This is a genomic window from Falsihalocynthiibacter sp. S25ZX9 (genome assembly GCF_041205405.1).
GTDB lineage: Bacteria > Pseudomonadota > Alphaproteobacteria > Rhodobacterales > Rhodobacteraceae > Falsihalocynthiibacter > Falsihalocynthiibacter arcticus.
On record NZ_JBGFCD010000001.1, the window covers coordinates 29,003 to 44,926 of the forward strand.

Annotated in this window: 13 protein-coding genes and 1 pseudogene; 11 read left to right on the forward strand and 3 right to left on the reverse strand. The window is 51.6% G+C overall.

The genetic code is table 11. The annotated features are described in order from the left end of the window. The first annotated feature begins 709 nt into the window (after positions 1–709). The 5 genes from AB9F29_RS00130 to AB9F29_RS00150 all read left to right on the forward strand — a co-directional run bounded on the left by AB9F29_RS00130 (position 710) and on the right by AB9F29_RS00150 (position 5,198). Entirely contained in the window at positions 710–2,212 is a 1,503-nt protein-coding gene (locus AB9F29_RS00130; RefSeq protein WP_369754178.1) for an AAA family ATPase, read from the forward strand. Further along, positions 2,209–3,048, forward strand: a complete 840-nt coding sequence (locus AB9F29_RS00135; RefSeq protein WP_369754179.1) for an HNH endonuclease — start codon at positions 2,209–2,211, stop codon at positions 3,046–3,048. Before AB9F29_RS00130 ends, AB9F29_RS00135 begins: the two co-directional genes overlap by 4 nt. Before the next feature lie 182 nt (positions 3,049–3,230). After that, positions 3,231–4,310: a GIY-YIG nuclease family protein gene (locus AB9F29_RS00140; protein ID WP_369754180.1), complete on the forward strand. Its 1,080-nt coding sequence runs from the start codon at positions 3,231–3,233 to the stop codon at positions 4,308–4,310. A gap of 186 nt (positions 4,311–4,496) precedes the next feature. Then, the gene (locus tag AB9F29_RS00145; protein ID WP_369754181.1) at positions 4,497–4,649 is read left to right on the forward strand and encodes a hypothetical protein; all 153 of its coding nucleotides are present in this window, start codon (positions 4,497–4,499) and stop codon (positions 4,647–4,649) included. A gap of 177 nt (positions 4,650–4,826) precedes the next feature. Continuing rightward, a complete protein-coding gene (locus AB9F29_RS00150) occupies positions 4,827–5,198 on the forward strand; it encodes a hypothetical protein (protein ID WP_369754182.1) in 372 nt (123 codons plus the stop codon). Positions 5,199–5,590: 392 nt separating this feature from the next. Here AB9F29_RS00150 and AB9F29_RS00155 read toward each other — a convergent pair whose 3' ends face one another. After that, positions 5,591–6,346 (reverse strand): winged helix-turn-helix domain-containing protein, encoded by a 756-nt coding sequence (locus tag AB9F29_RS00155; RefSeq protein ID WP_369754183.1) that lies wholly within the window; start codon positions 6,344–6,346, stop codon positions 5,591–5,593. A gap of 401 nt (positions 6,347–6,747) precedes the next feature. Between AB9F29_RS00155 and AB9F29_RS00160 the strand changes: the two genes are divergently transcribed. The 3 genes from AB9F29_RS00160 (at position 6,748) to AB9F29_RS00170 (ending at position 10,209) form a co-directional block, all read left to right on the forward strand. Further along, positions 6,748–7,095: a hypothetical protein gene (locus tag AB9F29_RS00160; protein ID WP_369754184.1), complete on the forward strand. Its 348-nt coding sequence runs from the start codon at positions 6,748–6,750 to the stop codon at positions 7,093–7,095. A 623-nt stretch (positions 7,096–7,718) separates the two neighbouring features. Beyond that, positions 7,719–7,925: a helix-turn-helix transcriptional regulator gene (locus AB9F29_RS00165; protein ID WP_369754185.1), complete on the forward strand. Its 207-nt coding sequence runs from the start codon at positions 7,719–7,721 to the stop codon at positions 7,923–7,925. After that, a complete protein-coding gene (locus AB9F29_RS00170) occupies positions 7,915–10,209 on the forward strand; it encodes a VapE domain-containing protein (protein WP_369754186.1) in 2,295 nt (764 codons plus the stop codon). Before AB9F29_RS00165 ends, AB9F29_RS00170 begins: the two co-directional genes overlap by 11 nt. 183 nt (positions 10,210–10,392) lie before the next feature. Here the strand turns inward: AB9F29_RS00170 and AB9F29_RS00175 are convergent. Beyond that, positions 10,393–11,034: pseudogene (locus AB9F29_RS00175) on the reverse strand (hypothetical protein); the annotation flags it as partial. A gap of 15 nt (positions 11,035–11,049) precedes the next feature. Then, positions 11,050–11,763 (reverse strand): exonuclease domain-containing protein, encoded by a 714-nt coding sequence (locus AB9F29_RS00180; protein ID WP_369754187.1) that lies wholly within the window; start codon positions 11,761–11,763, stop codon positions 11,050–11,052. A gap of 95 nt (positions 11,764–11,858) precedes the next feature. Here AB9F29_RS00180 and AB9F29_RS00185 point away from each other — a divergent pair, with 95 nt between their 5' ends. The 3 genes from AB9F29_RS00185 to AB9F29_RS00195 all read left to right on the forward strand — a co-directional run bounded on the left by AB9F29_RS00185 (position 11,859) and on the right by AB9F29_RS00195 (position 15,924). Continuing rightward, positions 11,859–11,990, forward strand: coding sequence for a hypothetical protein (locus tag AB9F29_RS00185; protein ID WP_369754188.1), 132 nt, complete (start codon positions 11,859–11,861; stop codon positions 11,988–11,990). 254 nt (positions 11,991–12,244) lie between these two features. Further along, positions 12,245–14,638 carry an N-6 DNA methylase gene (locus tag AB9F29_RS00190; protein ID WP_369754189.1) on the forward strand — a complete coding sequence of 798 codons (2,394 nt, stop codon included), beginning with the start codon at positions 12,245–12,247 and terminating at the stop codon, positions 14,636–14,638. Positions 14,639–14,640: 2 nt separating this feature from the next. Beyond that, on the forward strand, positions 14,641–15,924 hold the full coding sequence (locus AB9F29_RS00195; RefSeq protein WP_369754190.1) for a restriction endonuclease subunit S: 1,284 nt from the start codon (positions 14,641–14,643) through the stop codon (positions 15,922–15,924).

A 15,924-nucleotide genomic window follows, 5' to 3' on the forward strand; every position in this document is an offset into this window, starting at 1 on the left:
CGCGTATGGCCCCATTTTCAATGATTACCATACACCCTACAAATCCATCGATGTTTTAGAAATTGCAGCAAACAGAACGCCGGTTCTCAACAAAATATGCAATCCATAACACATCAGTACCGGTCTAAGGAACGCAGTGCATATTCGCGCGATCCAATAACACATCATATCATCCTCAGATACTAAGTTTGCTCGGCACACCGTGGCATCCGCAACTGGGAAAGTTGTGGAACAAAGGTACTGACCGGTTGTATTAATTCCAACTTTGTAAGTGATGTATATCTGCGCCGGCACTCCGCCAAGAGAGTGTGTCAGCAATCGAAATAACAGAAAGAGATCACTCTCGAAAAATCTTTTTCAGACAGGGAGTTACGCAGGTCGCGGGACCAAAACAAAAAGAGCGATAGATGGTACTTCAACGAAATCTAGGCTGCAAATCGCATCCCGCCAATAAGTTTCAGGTTAACAATGTCTGCTCAATGCACCTATGGCCATTAGCGATGATCGCAGCTTTTGTTTGACAAAAGCAGGGTGCAGGGATTTCGCTGTCGCGCTATTTTAATGGTGACAGAGGTCACTGTTCGTTTTGGCAATTGACCGTTGACATTGGATTCATTTGCTTTCCATTTGATGATAAGTCAAGTATCTGACAATAATACAAATACTTTCGCAAACACACCTGGTGAAAGCTTTTTCGTTAGGGATTTTAATGACTGCACCATCTACATTACAATTTATCAGCGTTCCATTCGGCTCTCAAATTCCATACAAATTGAAAAATGTCTTTGTTATCCGAAACGATAATTGGGACGATTATTCGAGTCGTTTAAGATTCGACCTTTTCTGGTTTGATTCTAACGGGTTGAAGAACCCTGTCGGAAAGCTAAAAATACTTCAAAGTGACGAACAAAAACCTGATCAAACGGTTCTCAAAACCGTTCCACCGGAAAGATTTAGTGACGACATCGGCCCCAATTTTATTTCACTGGGCCAGTCGGAACACTATTATGTTCAATTGTTCGAGACTTTCGGCGATGATGCACGCAAGGTGTTAAGTGCCCTGCGTGATATCTCCGTTAGACCTGGCCTTACAGGCCGGTTCGAAACTTCGAGTTCTTTTCGCAACGGCCTGATGCGAGAGAATACGGCGAGACGAGCCATGCAGTTTGGAAGCACCTGGTCAATAGGTGAGCAACCTGTAGAGAAGCCCTCCTTTAGCTATGTCTGCGGGCTATCGGATAACGAAGATTCAATTCAGGTCGATTTCGACTTTTGGGCGACCGATACCTTACCAGGGCGTATCGTAGGCATCATTGGTCGCAACGCTGTCGGCAAGACTCGCTTTCTAGCACAGCTTGGCGCCGATCTCGCGCAGGTGCGACGCGTCTCAGCTGAAACCGTCGAGCAGCGCAGCGCTAGGTTTCCTGTTAACCAACCGCTATTTACTAGAATTTTGACTGTCTCTTTTAGTGCGTTCGACCGCTTCAGCCGTCCAGACACTCACGAAGAGAGCAGTTATGTTTACTGCGGCATCCGCGATAGGAACGGCAAACTTACGCAGACCGGATTGCAGAGTACTTTTCGCGCAAACAAGAAACGGGTTCGCGAGTTGAGCCGCGGAAACGATTGGGTCGAGCATCTTACTAAGATTTTTGGCGAGACACGACTGCTCAGCCCAACTGAGCTGCGACTTGAAATCGAGCAGGATGAAGAAGAGAGCGAACTTCTCGGACGCCTGAGTTCTGGCCAAGCAATACTCTGCCACTTTGTGACAGGATTGCTCGCGTGGCTTCAACCCGAGAGCTTAGTCCTATTCGACGAGCCAGAGACCCATCTGCATCCAAACGCCGTTGCAAATCTGATCGTGGTTCTAACAGAAATCCTTAATGATAATAAATCCTACGCAGTAGTGGCTACTCACTCCCCTATTGTGATCCAAGAGATACCTTCCAAACGGGTGGTGGTGTTCAAAAACGAAGAAGGCGCGACCTTCGCAGCTCCACTGGAATTCGAGAGTTTCGGAGAGAGTGTGGCAGAACTGACCCAGCATGTCTTCCGGACCAATGAAACCGAGAGTCGCTACCGAGATGCCCTCGATTCAATCGCGGAGAAGATGAGTCAAGAAGATGCCCTTGGCCTTTTCCCAAACAAATTGGGCATGAACGCCAAGGCCTATCTACTAGCACGCTATGCACGAAAGAGCGACCAATGAAGCAACTCTTGCCAGTGCAAACCCCTCCAAACCACATTGATGTCTTTGAGAGTATTAGGAACAACAAGAAACGCGGGCTAGCAAAGACCGCTCTGCTTCTTGCAGAATCTGATATCCGTGACCGCTTCACCGAGTATGAGACTCGACTTAGTGCCGATACGCTTGCGGCTATGCCTGCATCAACGCTTGGCGGCATCCGAGACGAACTCAGATCTTGCTATGCTCCCACCAAGCGGATGAATGAGCTTAAGCAGGCGATCAGGGATGCTCAGCCTAAGGGTCGTCTGCTTTGGTGCCCTTATTGCGGTGCGACAACACCGGGTAGTTACGACCACTATTTACCGGCCGGGAGATTCCCTGAATTCGCAGCGCACGCTCTCAACTTGGTGCCCGCCTGTGGTCGATGCAATTCGACCAAGGGTGAAGAATGGCTTAATGCGGGAGCGAGGCAGTATCTGCATTTCTACCAGGACGCGATTCCTGTCGTGCCCTTTCTATCGGTTACAATTACATCCGATCATGCAGCCTGTGCAGTCGGTGCTACCTTCTCAGTTCAGCGGGCCGGCATGCAAGCCGAAGAATGGGCCCTCGTGGAAGCGCACTTCCAGAATCTCAGACTGATCGAATACTACGACGGCTATTCCAATGATTTCATCAACACTATTCTTAGAAGTGCACGCTCGTATATCTCTAATGGAGGGGCTAGCGCCGCTGATTTCCTCGCTTCGGAGGCTGCAGAGAATGCATCTCTTTATGGGGAATACGGCTGGAGAGCTGTTCTGCTGAATGCGATGAGTACACACCCTGACCTTAGTCTATGGATTGCTTGGCTCTAAGAGCCTTTTGCAAATGCAACACCGTCCGCCAACTGCTCGGTCAGGAGTGGAAGATTTGGTTTTCTGAAAAAAGCTGCAGAGTTACTACATGGGCAGCGCTGCTGAATGATGAAGACGCGCCACAAAACTGTCATTTTTTGCACCCAATATCCCCATAACATTCGGTGAAAGGAGATGAGTCTGTGGGCAGGAAGAGTGGTAAGGGGACAGCCGATAGCAAAAGGCCGCTGAGGGAGGGCACGTTCAAGGCACGCTGTGCAGATCACGGCGTCGACTATTGGTGCGCTTTGAAGCGTCGCCAGAATGGAATGCCCGAGGAGAAGATCTTTAGCCTTGAGAATCTCCGTGCGGTTCGTGAAGTAAATCCAATCCTCGTTGCGGGAAAAACATATCCCAATATGGAAGCTGCATGCCGCATCCTTAATCCCATCGCGTCACCGACGACGATCATGCGGTGGATTGCGGCAGGTATGTCACCCGAGGAAGCCTTCGACAGAATGCCGAACCCCGGCATGGCCGCGGGCTTCATCTACTTGGTGCGCCATCTTGATTCAGGAGTCCTCTACGTTGGTCAAACGGTCCAGACGATCGATAGGAGATGGGAATACCATCAACAGCAAGCGAGACAGGAAGGTGGCGTCAAGAACGAGGGATCCTTGCACCAAGCTATTCGTGTCCATGGAGCCGGAGCCTTTGAGATCCGACCCATCGACCAAGGCACCAGCAAGATAAACCTGGGGGCGAGGGAGCGATACTGGATCATGAGGCTTAGGACTATGGTGCCAGACGGCTTCAATATATTAGAGGGAGGCGAGTCTGGTGGCTCGAGCAAAGTTCCAACAGAAGTAGATTCCATCCCATTTCCAGGGCGACGGGAGGCCGCTGAATACATCTCTGCTTCGCGCCAAATCAGCTTTCAGGCTGCCAAGAAGCGCTTGTCAAATGGCCGAATAGATGTGCCTACACCGTCACGACCAGGACAGAGCGTCGTGAAGACGAAGGCTTACAAGGCATGGGATCACATCATACACGGAGCCACTAAGCCAGGGACGAAAGACTATATTGAGGGGATCAAGGTGTATGAGGGATGGCGAAAATCGCAAGCTTTCATCGCCGACGTTGGGCAGCCGCCGCATCATAACATGGCGTTCGTAAGGCTCGACAAGTCGAAAGGTTTCTTTCCGGAAAACTGTGTCTGGGCCAATAAATCCGAGGCTGCCTCGCGCGCTGCGCGAAGCCACCTTCCACCCGGTGATCTCTAGAAGGTTCAGTGCTGAAGGTTTCTTGTGTAGCCACAGCCCTGTTTAAAAAACTCGGAACACCCCCAGAAATTACCGTGCTTGCCTGCACGCATCTGGAGCCACCCGCTGCGGCAATTTGGGCAAGTCTCGACTGTTTGTTCACATATGTCGCAAACGAGAAAGTCCTCATACGCTTTGAATTGGCTGATGATCCCACTAACACGCAGTATGGATCAATTGGTAATCCACCTGACGGACGCAGATAGCGCTCTGGGTCAAGTGTTGCAGAGCATCGAACGTGATAAAATAAGCTGGCGGTATGGCCTCCATGACTATTCTCGCCAAGAAAGCCGCGCATAACGAGACACAAAATTCGCAACAGTCTGAAGCGTGATACTAGAAGCTTCTGGTTGTAAGAAGCAAACCCTTAAGGTCCATTATGTGAATTCCACACCAGCTGGACATCGGCTATACTTTGCCCCGAACTACAGGCAGCCAAAGCATCCGGTTGAAAGCTAGTGACAGGATCAACAACCTATGACTGATGCCGAACTGATACAGGAGCTTATCGTTCGCAAGGCATTAATCGTTCACTGCTCCAGACCAGGAAAGGGTGACGAAGGAATCAGCGGCCTTCTCTTTCCAGATGACCTAAGAAACGCAATCGAAAAATGTGCTGACGAAAATGCCGAGCTGTGCTGTTCGGTGATTTGGCCCGGCCATCTGGAGACATTTGGCGATATTGGCATCATCCTAAAAGCCGCGCTCGACGGCTTCCATAACGATGATCAGTACTACCGATGGGGAACATTCCTTGACCCCACCACGGATAGGCGTGTCGGAGACGGTGCTTCGTTTTCGCGGAATGCCGTAGAAGAAACCTTTGAGCAAGCGACTGATTATAATTAATGGAATGTGAAGGACGCTGACACAGTCGGTATCTTCATCAAGCTTCCGCCCGCTCCTCTAGAAGTTGCCCGACGCGTCGATCCTAGAACCGTCTTAGGCTATGACCCTATCATGGGGAACGAACCCTTTGTGTTGCCAGTTACAATCACCCTTCCCGAAATTCATGAGGCATTTCCCGATATACCGGTTTTTGGGATTAATCAGACTGACATAGTAGCGATAGGCGATCACAGCTTTAGTCACTCAAGCACAGCCAGCCCATACGAATGTGACGCAACTAGCGAGTTTGGATCGGACATTCGGGCAACATACAGCGAATGACCGAAAGGAGAGGCATTATAGACGATCAGTATCCGCGCCATCCTCTCCACACAATTGAGGAACCGTTCTGGCTACAGCTTCGCTAAGCCCCAATGGCCACGAGGCCCGCGCGCCATGATCCCGTCCTTTACCAAGCTGTTGCGAGCCCACTGCACGCGGTTCTCCCAGTGGCAAACATTTCCATTGTCCATCAGTCGCGAACGCTGTTCCGTTGAGAGCTTAAACTCATCGGCAAGGTTCCTGTATGCCTCGGATGGTGTGACTGCGCGCTTTTTTCTTTCTAGAAGGGCTTCGAGCGCAGCCATGACTTCGCCCTCCGGTGGCAGATCGGCGACAGAAATGTGTGAGTGTTTCACTTCAATTTCCCTTTCTTCATCGGTTACTTTGGGTTCAGAGGGGTTCGGTTCATCACATCGCATCTCTGACAACCTCACCCACGTTGCCTCGTCGGGCATCAGCGCCCACCAGTAAGTCCAGCCGTCAAGGTTTGTGCGCTTGCCACTTTTGGTTCTGGCAGTCCCTCCAGCTGCTGCTGACGGGCTGCTATATCGCTCCCCTTCAACCAGCCAAGAGCCATCAATAATCTCGCCTTCGTGGGTCCGTCCGTTGTAGTCCATGCGAACTCGTGTACCGTGAGGAAGCAGCACTCCTTTTCCTGACCAGGCGCGCATTACCCCACCACCAGTCACTGACTGAACAGGCCGCGCTGCGTCGATACCCAAGAGACGCCTCAAGACGGTGTTCGGAGTTTCAGCGAAACTCTCTCGGGCAAGCTCGATAAACTTGTGAACGTCGAAATCGATTTCCACTGATCGAAACTCTGCCATCGAAATTCCCTCTTTTTACTTTTAAAACTCTTACTATAGTAAAAATAGTTTGTCAACGGCTTCAGATTCTATCCTACGCAACCGCCCAGCATCGAGCAGCTTCCGTTCTTGCTGGGAGGTCATGCCACGACTGCGAAAGAAAACGGAGCGAACGGAAGCTTCGTCCCGGTTGCCGACGTAGAAGTACTGCGTATTGAACGCCCGCTATGACGAGAAATGCTGCAGGCGCGTAAGCGCAGTTATGTTAACTGGTTGCGGCATTAACGTGGGAACTCACCATAGATAGCACCATTTTGGGTCGACGAACTTCGCAAAATCCTTAATGATACAGCTACGGGCGACTGATCGCAGTTCACAAGTCGGCCACCCAAAGAGGTGCAGTTTTTGCCCAGCGAGGAATTATGCAGTCTAGTCAAAAAATAGATCGGGCGATTGCTGATCTGCCGCGACACGCAAGAGAGTTTTTTACTGAGGTTAGCAATAGTGCAGAATTCATCTGTCACCCCAAGAAGATTCAGATCCAGGTGAAGTTAGATGGAAAATTATTGGGTGGCTTCAACCGTGACCGACAGCACTGGTATCTCACGAAGCGCTTTATTGATCGCACTTCAGGAGAAAAGACAGCAGCCATTCATGGATTTCAAGAAACCCCCCGGCCAGGTTCCGCGCCTTTTTGGCGTCTTGATGGTGCCGAAAACGCGTTCGCGTTTAAAGCCGCGCTTGAGGATCTGATTGGCTCTAAGTTTTAGACCTCCACTTCCACCCCATCACCGGGCCTTGCTACTTCCACTGGCCCGTGGGTTTCCGGTGCGCCCCTCTTCTTGGCGAGCGATCTTAATTTTACTAAGGCGGTAGGTGACGAACTGTGTCGGCTGCGCAGATTTGTTGAGAAACACTCATTATGTGTTTAAGGGGCGATCAGGTGAACCGTCGCACCCGACGTGTCTCTACCTGACCCCACCCCATCGATGGCACTCAACACAAAGGGCGGGTTGGTCAATCCCGCTCCGACGGAGTCCACGAATGCGGTTCGCAGTCAAAGGCCGATGCTTAAGAGTTTAACCCCTGATCTTCTAGATGTTCTCCCGCGCGTACGCGCGCATTGGATCGGGTTTGATTGTTTTGGACGGGCTTGCACGACCCCAATTTTACGATTGAAAATTGCTAGCAGTTTGATACAGTGTCTTTGCCTACAAGAAATATGCCCCAAGAGCGTAAACGACAAACGCAGGGCCGGTGAAAGGCCGGTAGTAGGACGGCGGGACCAATTAACGTGTAGTGGTCCCTTAATGGAACGCAAACCCCACGCCGTAGTCTTCCACAAACCAACCTGCTGCAAACGTAGCGGGCTCGGTTCAGCATGGAGATTACAATGGCTGAATTTAAAAAACTCGATCTTTTGACGACCGCTCAGGTCGCCGAATACACCCACATGAGCGCTTCATTTTTCGATAAGCGCCGCTCCAATTTGAAAAGCCCAGCCTACCTGAAGATCGGCGCGCGTGTGTTCTACCGCCGCGCGATTATTGACGAATGGCTGGAGGCTCGTAGCTGTGGGGATTTCACTGATGGCGAATAAATTGAAGCCAAGCCCGTCCCGGGCAATAGAGTTCCTGCGCTGGCTGACCTCGAACGCGCCCATGCATCTCGAATCTATGGCTAGCCAAGGCAACGTTAAGCCGAATGCGCAGAATTTTGCACCCCAAAACGAAGTGAAAGCCATGGCCTTTGTTGAATCCGGCAACTCAGATAATGTGCAGCGCAACATGTACTTCTTACCTAATGCTGAGTTTTTATCGGGCAAACGTAAGAAGGAAAATCTGTCCACCGCGCGTTTCCTGCATGTTGATCTCGACTTCAAAGATTATCCCGGCGAGGAAACCGAACAGAAGGATATTGTATTAAGTGTCCTGCACGATGAGAAGAAGCGCCCTAAAGGAATACCTCTGCCTACGGCGATGTGGTTCACTGGTGGGGGGTGCCAGGCGGTTTGGAAGTTAGACGAGCCGCTGGAAGTTGAGCAAGCCGAAGTCTTGAACAGGGCTTTGTTGTTTATTCTTCAAGGTGGACCGGGAACGCATAACGCGGATCGTTTGCTCCGTCTGCCGTGGACAATGAACTGGCTGAACGACAAGAAGCGTAAATCTGGTCGCGAGCCGGCACTGGCATGGCATTTTGAACCGATGGAACTGACTAAGCCGCCTCGGTCATATGCGGTTGGAGATTTCCGTGTGAAGGTGCCCAAAAGTGCTATCAAGCCGGCCGGAAATTCCACTGGCTTGGCTGTGCCTACCGTCGAGATTACACCACTCCCACTTCCGGAAAATCTTGCAGAATTTTTGCCGTCACACCCTTATTGGGTTGAGGCGATCATGTCGGGCGATAACCCGCCCGGTAAGAACTACGCATCACGTTCCGAACTGGTATTCGCTGCTACGATGTGGATGCTATTTCGCGGAATGCAGCCGGGGCATGTGCTGTCAATTATCATGTCGCCGGATTTAGGCATCAGCGCCCATGTGCTGGAAAGCCCTAACTCACTTACCTACGCGCACCGTCAAGTTGTGCGTGCGATGGCAGTGATTGAGGCGCGCACAGGTGGCTGGCCTGCCTGCGATGATGGACAGCCGATCCGGAATGATCCGCAGAATGTTCGCTTTGCGCTGGCGGCGCTGGAGGTGGATGCACAACGCAACACCTTCACTCAAACGGACGAGTTCTGCGGTTATGGATTGGATGGGCGCGACCTAAACGATATCGTTGAAATCCTTTCCAGTGCGTTCGCTCGCGACTTGTCTTTCAAGGCAACGCCTGCCGTTATTAAACGCGAACTGCTGTCTATCGCGCACGAGCAGAAATATCACCCAGTGATTGACTACCTTGATGGCCTAGTTTGGGATGGTACGCCGCGCATCGATAAATGGTTGGCCCAATACTGCGGTGCGTACGACAATGAGCTGAACACCGAGTTTGGTAGCAAGTTGCTGATTGCAGGTGTGCGCCGTATCAAGCAACCGGGTGTTAAGTTCGACACGATGCTGGTTCTAGAAGGCGCGCAGGGGGCGGGAAAATCCCAAATCGCGCAGCTTCTCTCCATCCGCGATGAATGGTTCTGCGGTAGTCTGGATTTAAAGAGCGACGACAAAACCAAAGCAGAAATGATGTCTCGCGCGTGGATTGTTGAATGTCAGGAACTGGACGGTATGAACAAGACGACGAGCCAGAGCTTGAAGAAATTCCTGAGCACCGCGGTAGACATGTTCCGTCCCGCTTATGCTCGCAACGCAGCTGAATTTCGCCGTCATTGCATCATTTTGGGCACTACGAATGAAATCGCCTATCTACGTGACTTGACTGGTAATCGTCGTATCTGGCCGGTGACGGTGAGGAAAATCGATCTCGCGCGTTTCGCGGCTGATGTTGACCAGTTGTGGGCTGAGGCTGTTGTCCGCGACGCGGCGGGTGATTCAATCACGCTGTCTCCGAAACTGTGGACTGCCGCTGCTGAGGTGCAGGGTCAGCGTATGGTCGAAGATGCCTATGCAGATGTTTTGGAGGATGCGTTTGGTGGAAAGAAGGGGCGGGTGTCTATGGACAGCGTCAAGCTATTGCTTGGTACCGACACCGCCCGCATGTCGACGATGGATACTCGGCGGATCAAGGCGGTCATGGCTGGGCTAGGGTGGGACTATGGCACCCATCGCATGCACGACCTAGGCAAGCGCGAGAAAGCCCAGCGCAAAGGGTTCGCGCGCGGCAGCATCGAAGAACGCAAGGTAGAGTACATCGCTCAGAGGATTGACGGTGGCATTGTGGTCATCAGCCAATTCAATGCAGGGAGTGGCGACGAGCCGCCATTTTGACCGCCCAGTGTAACTTGTAACGTAACATTAGGCCCAAACCAGGCAACCCTACCCAGCGGGGCGCTACGGTGCCCCGCCTTTTTGCTTTTCTGAAACCTTCTGAACTAAGTTACGGTTACAAGTTACAAAAAAGATCGGTGCACCGTAGCGCCCCGCTCTGGGTTTCCCTGACCGCAGTCATTCTTAAAATTCCTGCAACCAGGATCGGATGGCCTTAATTTCTCTTGCTTCGTAGGCGGTTGTATCCTTATTCAATTCCTCAATCGCCTCAGAGATTTTACGCCCGGCTTCGATACCTTCACGCCCATGTTGCCTATTCTCCAGCCAGGTTTGCAACTGGTCGCGTTGCGCAGTGGGTATAGCCTCAGGCGCGTTCACAAATACGAGCCGCCGCGCCAGTTCCCGATATCGGTCATCCTCTATGGTTTCGGCAATCTCTGCCCGACCATCCCAATCCGCCGCGTGAAAGGCCTGCATTCGGCTTTCGTCAGCTCGACTTGGGAAACCCTCATACATCCGGGCCTCGACCACCTGGGCGGGCTCGAAGGGCGGGTGGCGCTGTGCCATTGCCACACCCACCCGCGCGGCAAACTGACCGTTAGCGGACACTACAGCGGCCCGGCGGACGATCTCAGTCAATGGCAGGCCAGTAACGGCTTGCAGGTCTGGCGCAAGTCCCGGATCGACCAGTGCAGGCATCTTGTTTGAGTAGACCGTCCGCAGCGCCCGATTGGGTCCATTCGTCTCCTCGGCTAGGTCTTCCTCGCTCAAGTTCAAAACTTCAGCTGGGTCGCGGTGCAGGTCAAAAACAGCCTGTATAGTATTATTCTTTGGGTGTCGTCAGCACCCAACAACTGCGCGCAATGAAGGAACCCCCATGTGATATTCGACCAGGCATTTCGGCTCGCCTGACGCCAGCTGGGCTGTTACTTCACCCTTGTCCACCAAAGGCATCAAAGAATTCCAAACAGCCGGTGCGCGGTCGCGGATCAGCCGCGCTATAAAGATGGTCGCTTCGACATCCGCCAACGCGTCGTGGGCGTTTTCATGCGCAAACCCATTTGCAGGGGCCAGCGTATCGAGGCGCAGCGTTGGCTTACCTTTGACGCTGATCGGCACTGCCATGGCGTTGGGTAGCAGAGCTGCTGTAGCTTGCGTCAAACGTAATACATCCGCACGCTGGTTACCGTTGGTATTGGTTAGGTAGACTGGTTGCAGAGTCTGGTAAAAAGCTTGACGAAGAAGCGGCTCATCGTATGACAGCGTGTTGTATCCGGTAAATATTGCTGGGGACCAACCGCGTAGCTTCTGAGCGATCTGCAGCAACATTTCATAATGGGATGGCAGGTTCGGGTCGGTCAGCATCGCCGGTGTCACTCGTGTAGCCAGTAGTGCACCCGGTGCTGGTATCACATGGGGGAGCAGACGACAGCGAAATTCAAAACGATCCAGCTCGTTTAGGTTGGCATCGGTTAGGATCGCTGCAAATTGTAGAATTTGGTCAAACGTTTTGTCGAGGCCTGTGGTTTCGGTATCGTAGAAAACGTAGGCCATGCAACCGTCCTATTAAGTAGGCACAAACTAAGTGCACCAATCTGTTGAACAATTATGCACAGGTGCTTAGACTTAAAGCAACAATGGGAGCTTCAATGGATGACCGTCCCCTCAAATTGACCAGGCTTTCCGTTAGCCTGGAAGAAAAAGATCATAGAGTTTTGGTTGAAATCGCGGTCAAAAACGATGTTTCAATTTCTTGGGTTATTCGAAAAGAAATTCGCTAGTTCGTCGAAAAGAATCAAGATGATCTTCAAGGGGGCGACTAATAAGGCGCGAAAGAGTGAGAGCTTTATGGTCGACACGATCAATGGTTGGTTCAACGCAGGATATGTTCAGATCGGCCGTCTGGGTTTGGCATTTGATTCTGCCGAAACGATTTTGATCGAGATGGTCCTGCCTCAAATGCGGGGCCCTGGCTGCAATAAAAGATCGACGCCGATAATTCGGGGTCTTGAAACAGGAAGTATTAAAAAGTCTAATGAATCATAATTCACATAACAAACTCGCTTCGTTCATTTGGTCAATTGCAGATGATTGTCTGCGTGACGTTTATGTTCGTGGTAAATATCGGGACGTAATCCTTCCCATGGTGGTTCTGAGGCGGCTCGATACCCTTCTTGAACCAACAAAAGATGCTGTCTTGGAGGAGGTTCGTTTCCAAAAAGAAGATATGAAAGCATCCGAGCTGGATGATGCGCCGCTCATAGCAGCCTCAGGTTATGTTTTTTACAACACCAGCAAGTGGACCCTTAAACGGATCCACGCGACCGCGACAAACAGTCAACAGATCATGCTGGCGAATATCGAAGACTACCTCGACGGCTTCAGCGACAATGTCAACGAGATCATTCGCCGCTTTAAGCTATTCGACCAGATGCGCCACATGGCGGACAAACAGGTCCTGCTGGATGTGATCGAGAAATTTGTGTCGCCCAACATCAACCTGACGCCATATGATGTCGAAGACCCGGATGGAAACATGCTTCCGGCGCTTTCAAACCTTGGCATGGGTTATGTCTTCGAAGAGCTAATCCGAAAATTCAACGAGGAAAACAATGAGGAAGCGGGAGAACACTTTACCCCCCGTGAGGTGATTCATCTTATGACCCACCTCGTATTTGACCCAATCAAAGACCGCTTGCCACCTATCATGACAATCTATGACCCCGCATGCGGCAGCGGTGGAATGCTGACGGAAGCCCAGAACTACATTAAAGAGTCTGACGGACCGATCGCCGCCTCAGGTGATGTCTACCTCTTTGGTAAAGAGATCAACGACGAGACATATGCGATCTGCAAATCGGACATGATGATCAAGGGCAACAATCCTGAGAACATCAAAGTTGGTTCTACGTTGTCGGTTGATGAATTCGCAGGTCAGCGGTTCGATTTTATGCTGTCAAATCCGCCCTACGGCAAAAGCTGGTCGTCGGAACTCAAGTACATCAAAGACGGCAAAGACGTCATCGACAGCCGCTTTCAGGTTGAGCTGAGCGATTATTGGGGCAACACCGAAACCGTCGATGCCACACCACGTTCCTCGGACGGGCAACTCCTGTTCTTGATGGAGATGGTCGGCAAGATGAAATCGACCACCGCCAGCCCCATCGGGTCGCGCATTGCGTCGGTGCATAACGGCTCCAGCCTGTTCACAGGGGACGCAGGCAGCGGGGAGAGCAACATCCGCCGCTATCTGCTCGAAAATGACATGCTCGACACGATTATCCAGCTACCGAACAACCTGTTCTATAACACGGGCATTACCACCTATATCTGGCTGCTCAGCAACGCCAAGCCAGAGGCGCGCAGGGGCCGTGTGCAACTGATCGACGGTAACCTGCTGTTCCGCAAGCTGCGCAAAAACCTTGGCGACAAGAACTGCGAATTCGCGCCCGAGCATATCGAGGCGATCACACAGGCCTATCTGAACTTTGCCCCCGTTGAACGTGAGATTGACGCGAACAACGATCCCGTCGGCATCGCCGCCCAGATTTTCGACAACGCGGATTTCGGCTATCACAAGGTCACCATCGAGCGACCCGACCGCCGCCGTGCGCAGTTCAGCGCGGAGCGCCTTGCGCCTTTGCGCTTTGACAAAGGCCTGCGTGAACCGATGGAGTATATCTGGGCTGAATATGGCGACCGTGTTTACGAGAACGGGTTTCTAAAATCCCAGACCAAGGCGATCCTTGCATGGTGTGAAGAACAGGACATCACCTTGAACGCCAAACAGCGGACCAAGCTGACAGACACCAAGATGTGGACGGCCTTGCGCGACCTGATGAACACGGGGCTTACCCTGATGGAGGATATCGGGACGCAGGAGACGGCAGACTTCAACATCTTCCGTGATGCGGTGACCAAGGCGATCAAGGCGCGCAAGATCAAGGTGTCCGCGTCCGAGAAGAACGCGATCCTGAACGCGGTCAGCTGGTATGATGCGAAGGCCGAAAAGGTCATGGGCAAGCTGCATAAATTCAAGCGGGACGCACTGGGCGATCTGACAACCCGTTTGGGATGTGATGCGGGTGATCTGGCGGATTTCGGGTACTACCTTCAAAAAGATGGCAGCTATCTGACGTACGAGAGCAACTCGGACCTACGCGACAGTGAATCTGTACCGCTCAAGGACAGCATTCACCGCTATTTCCGCGCCGAGGTGCAGCCGCATGTGGCGGAGGCATGGATCAACCTCGAGACAGTCAAGATCGGGTATGAGATCAGCTTCAACAAATACTTTTATCGCCACAAACCACTGCGTGGGCTGGACGTGGTGACAAAGGATATTCTGAAGCTGGAGGAAAAGGCAGACGGGTTGATGGCTGATATTTTGGGGGTGAAGATTGCGACCAAGCTGGAGGTTAAGGGATGACTTTGGCCGCTTACGAAAAATATCCAAGCTACAAAGACAGCGGTATAGAATTCATCGGTGATGTTCCATCTGATTGGAACGTCGAACCTGGCCGCCAATGTGTCCGCGAAAACAGAGATAAAAACACTGGGATGAAAGAAAACACTGTTCTTTCTCTCAGCTACGGACAGGTGATTGTAAAAGATGAAGACAAGCTCACAGGTTTGGTCCCTGAGAGTTTCGAAACATACCAGATCGTCAAACAAGGCGACATTATCATCCGTGGAATGGACCTTCAAAACGATGTCACAAGCCTGCGTACCGGCAGAGCCAAAGACCAAGGCATAATCAGTTCAGCTTATATCAACTTACGTCCATTGGCAGGAATTGATCCGATCTTCCTGCACTATCTCCTTCATTCCTACGATGAAAAAAAGGTTTTCTACAGCTTGGGTTCAGGTCTGCGACAAAACCTGTCTTATCTGGACTTCAAGTATCTGCGCCTGCCCGTTCCCGCGCCAGAAGAACAACGCGCCATTGCATCATTCCTCGATAAAAAATGCGAAAAGATTGGTGAGGCGGTGCGGATCAAGGAGGCGCAGATCGCGCTTTTGCGCGAGCGGCGGCAGATCCTGATCCAAGAGGCCGTCACCCGCGGCCTCAACCCCTACACTCCGATGAAAGACAGCGGCATCGACTGGATCGGCCAAATCCCCGCGCATTGGGATATTCGCAGGAACTTCGTTTTGTTTCGCGAAATGAAAGTTTCCGGAAGCGTCGATCTTCCAGTGCTATCTGTATCCATTCATAGCGGCGTATCCTCGGAAGAGTTAAGCGACGAGGATAACATCCGCTCAATCATAAAGATCGCAGACCGAACCTCATACAAAGAAGTGCTCAAAGGGGATATCGCTTACAACATGATGCGTGCTTGGCAGGGTGGTATTGGTGCTGTCAGCGTTCATGGCATGGTCAGTCCTGCCTATGTCGTAGCACGGCCAACTGACAACTTTTTGGCAGACTTTTTCGAGTTGATGTATCGGAGTCCCCTATTCATCAAACAAATGGACTCAGGCTCAAAGGGGATCACGGATTTCCGTAAACGCTTGTATTGGGACGACTTTAGAGACCTGCTGACCATTCTACCGCCTATTAGCGAGCAGAATGAAATTGTCGCCCACGTTGAGATGCAATCAGCCAAGATTGAAACAGCCGTAACTCTCAAACAAGACCAGATCACCGCACTTAAAGAATACAAAACCAGCCTGATCAACGCGGCCGTCACCGGCAAAATCAAAGTCATTTAA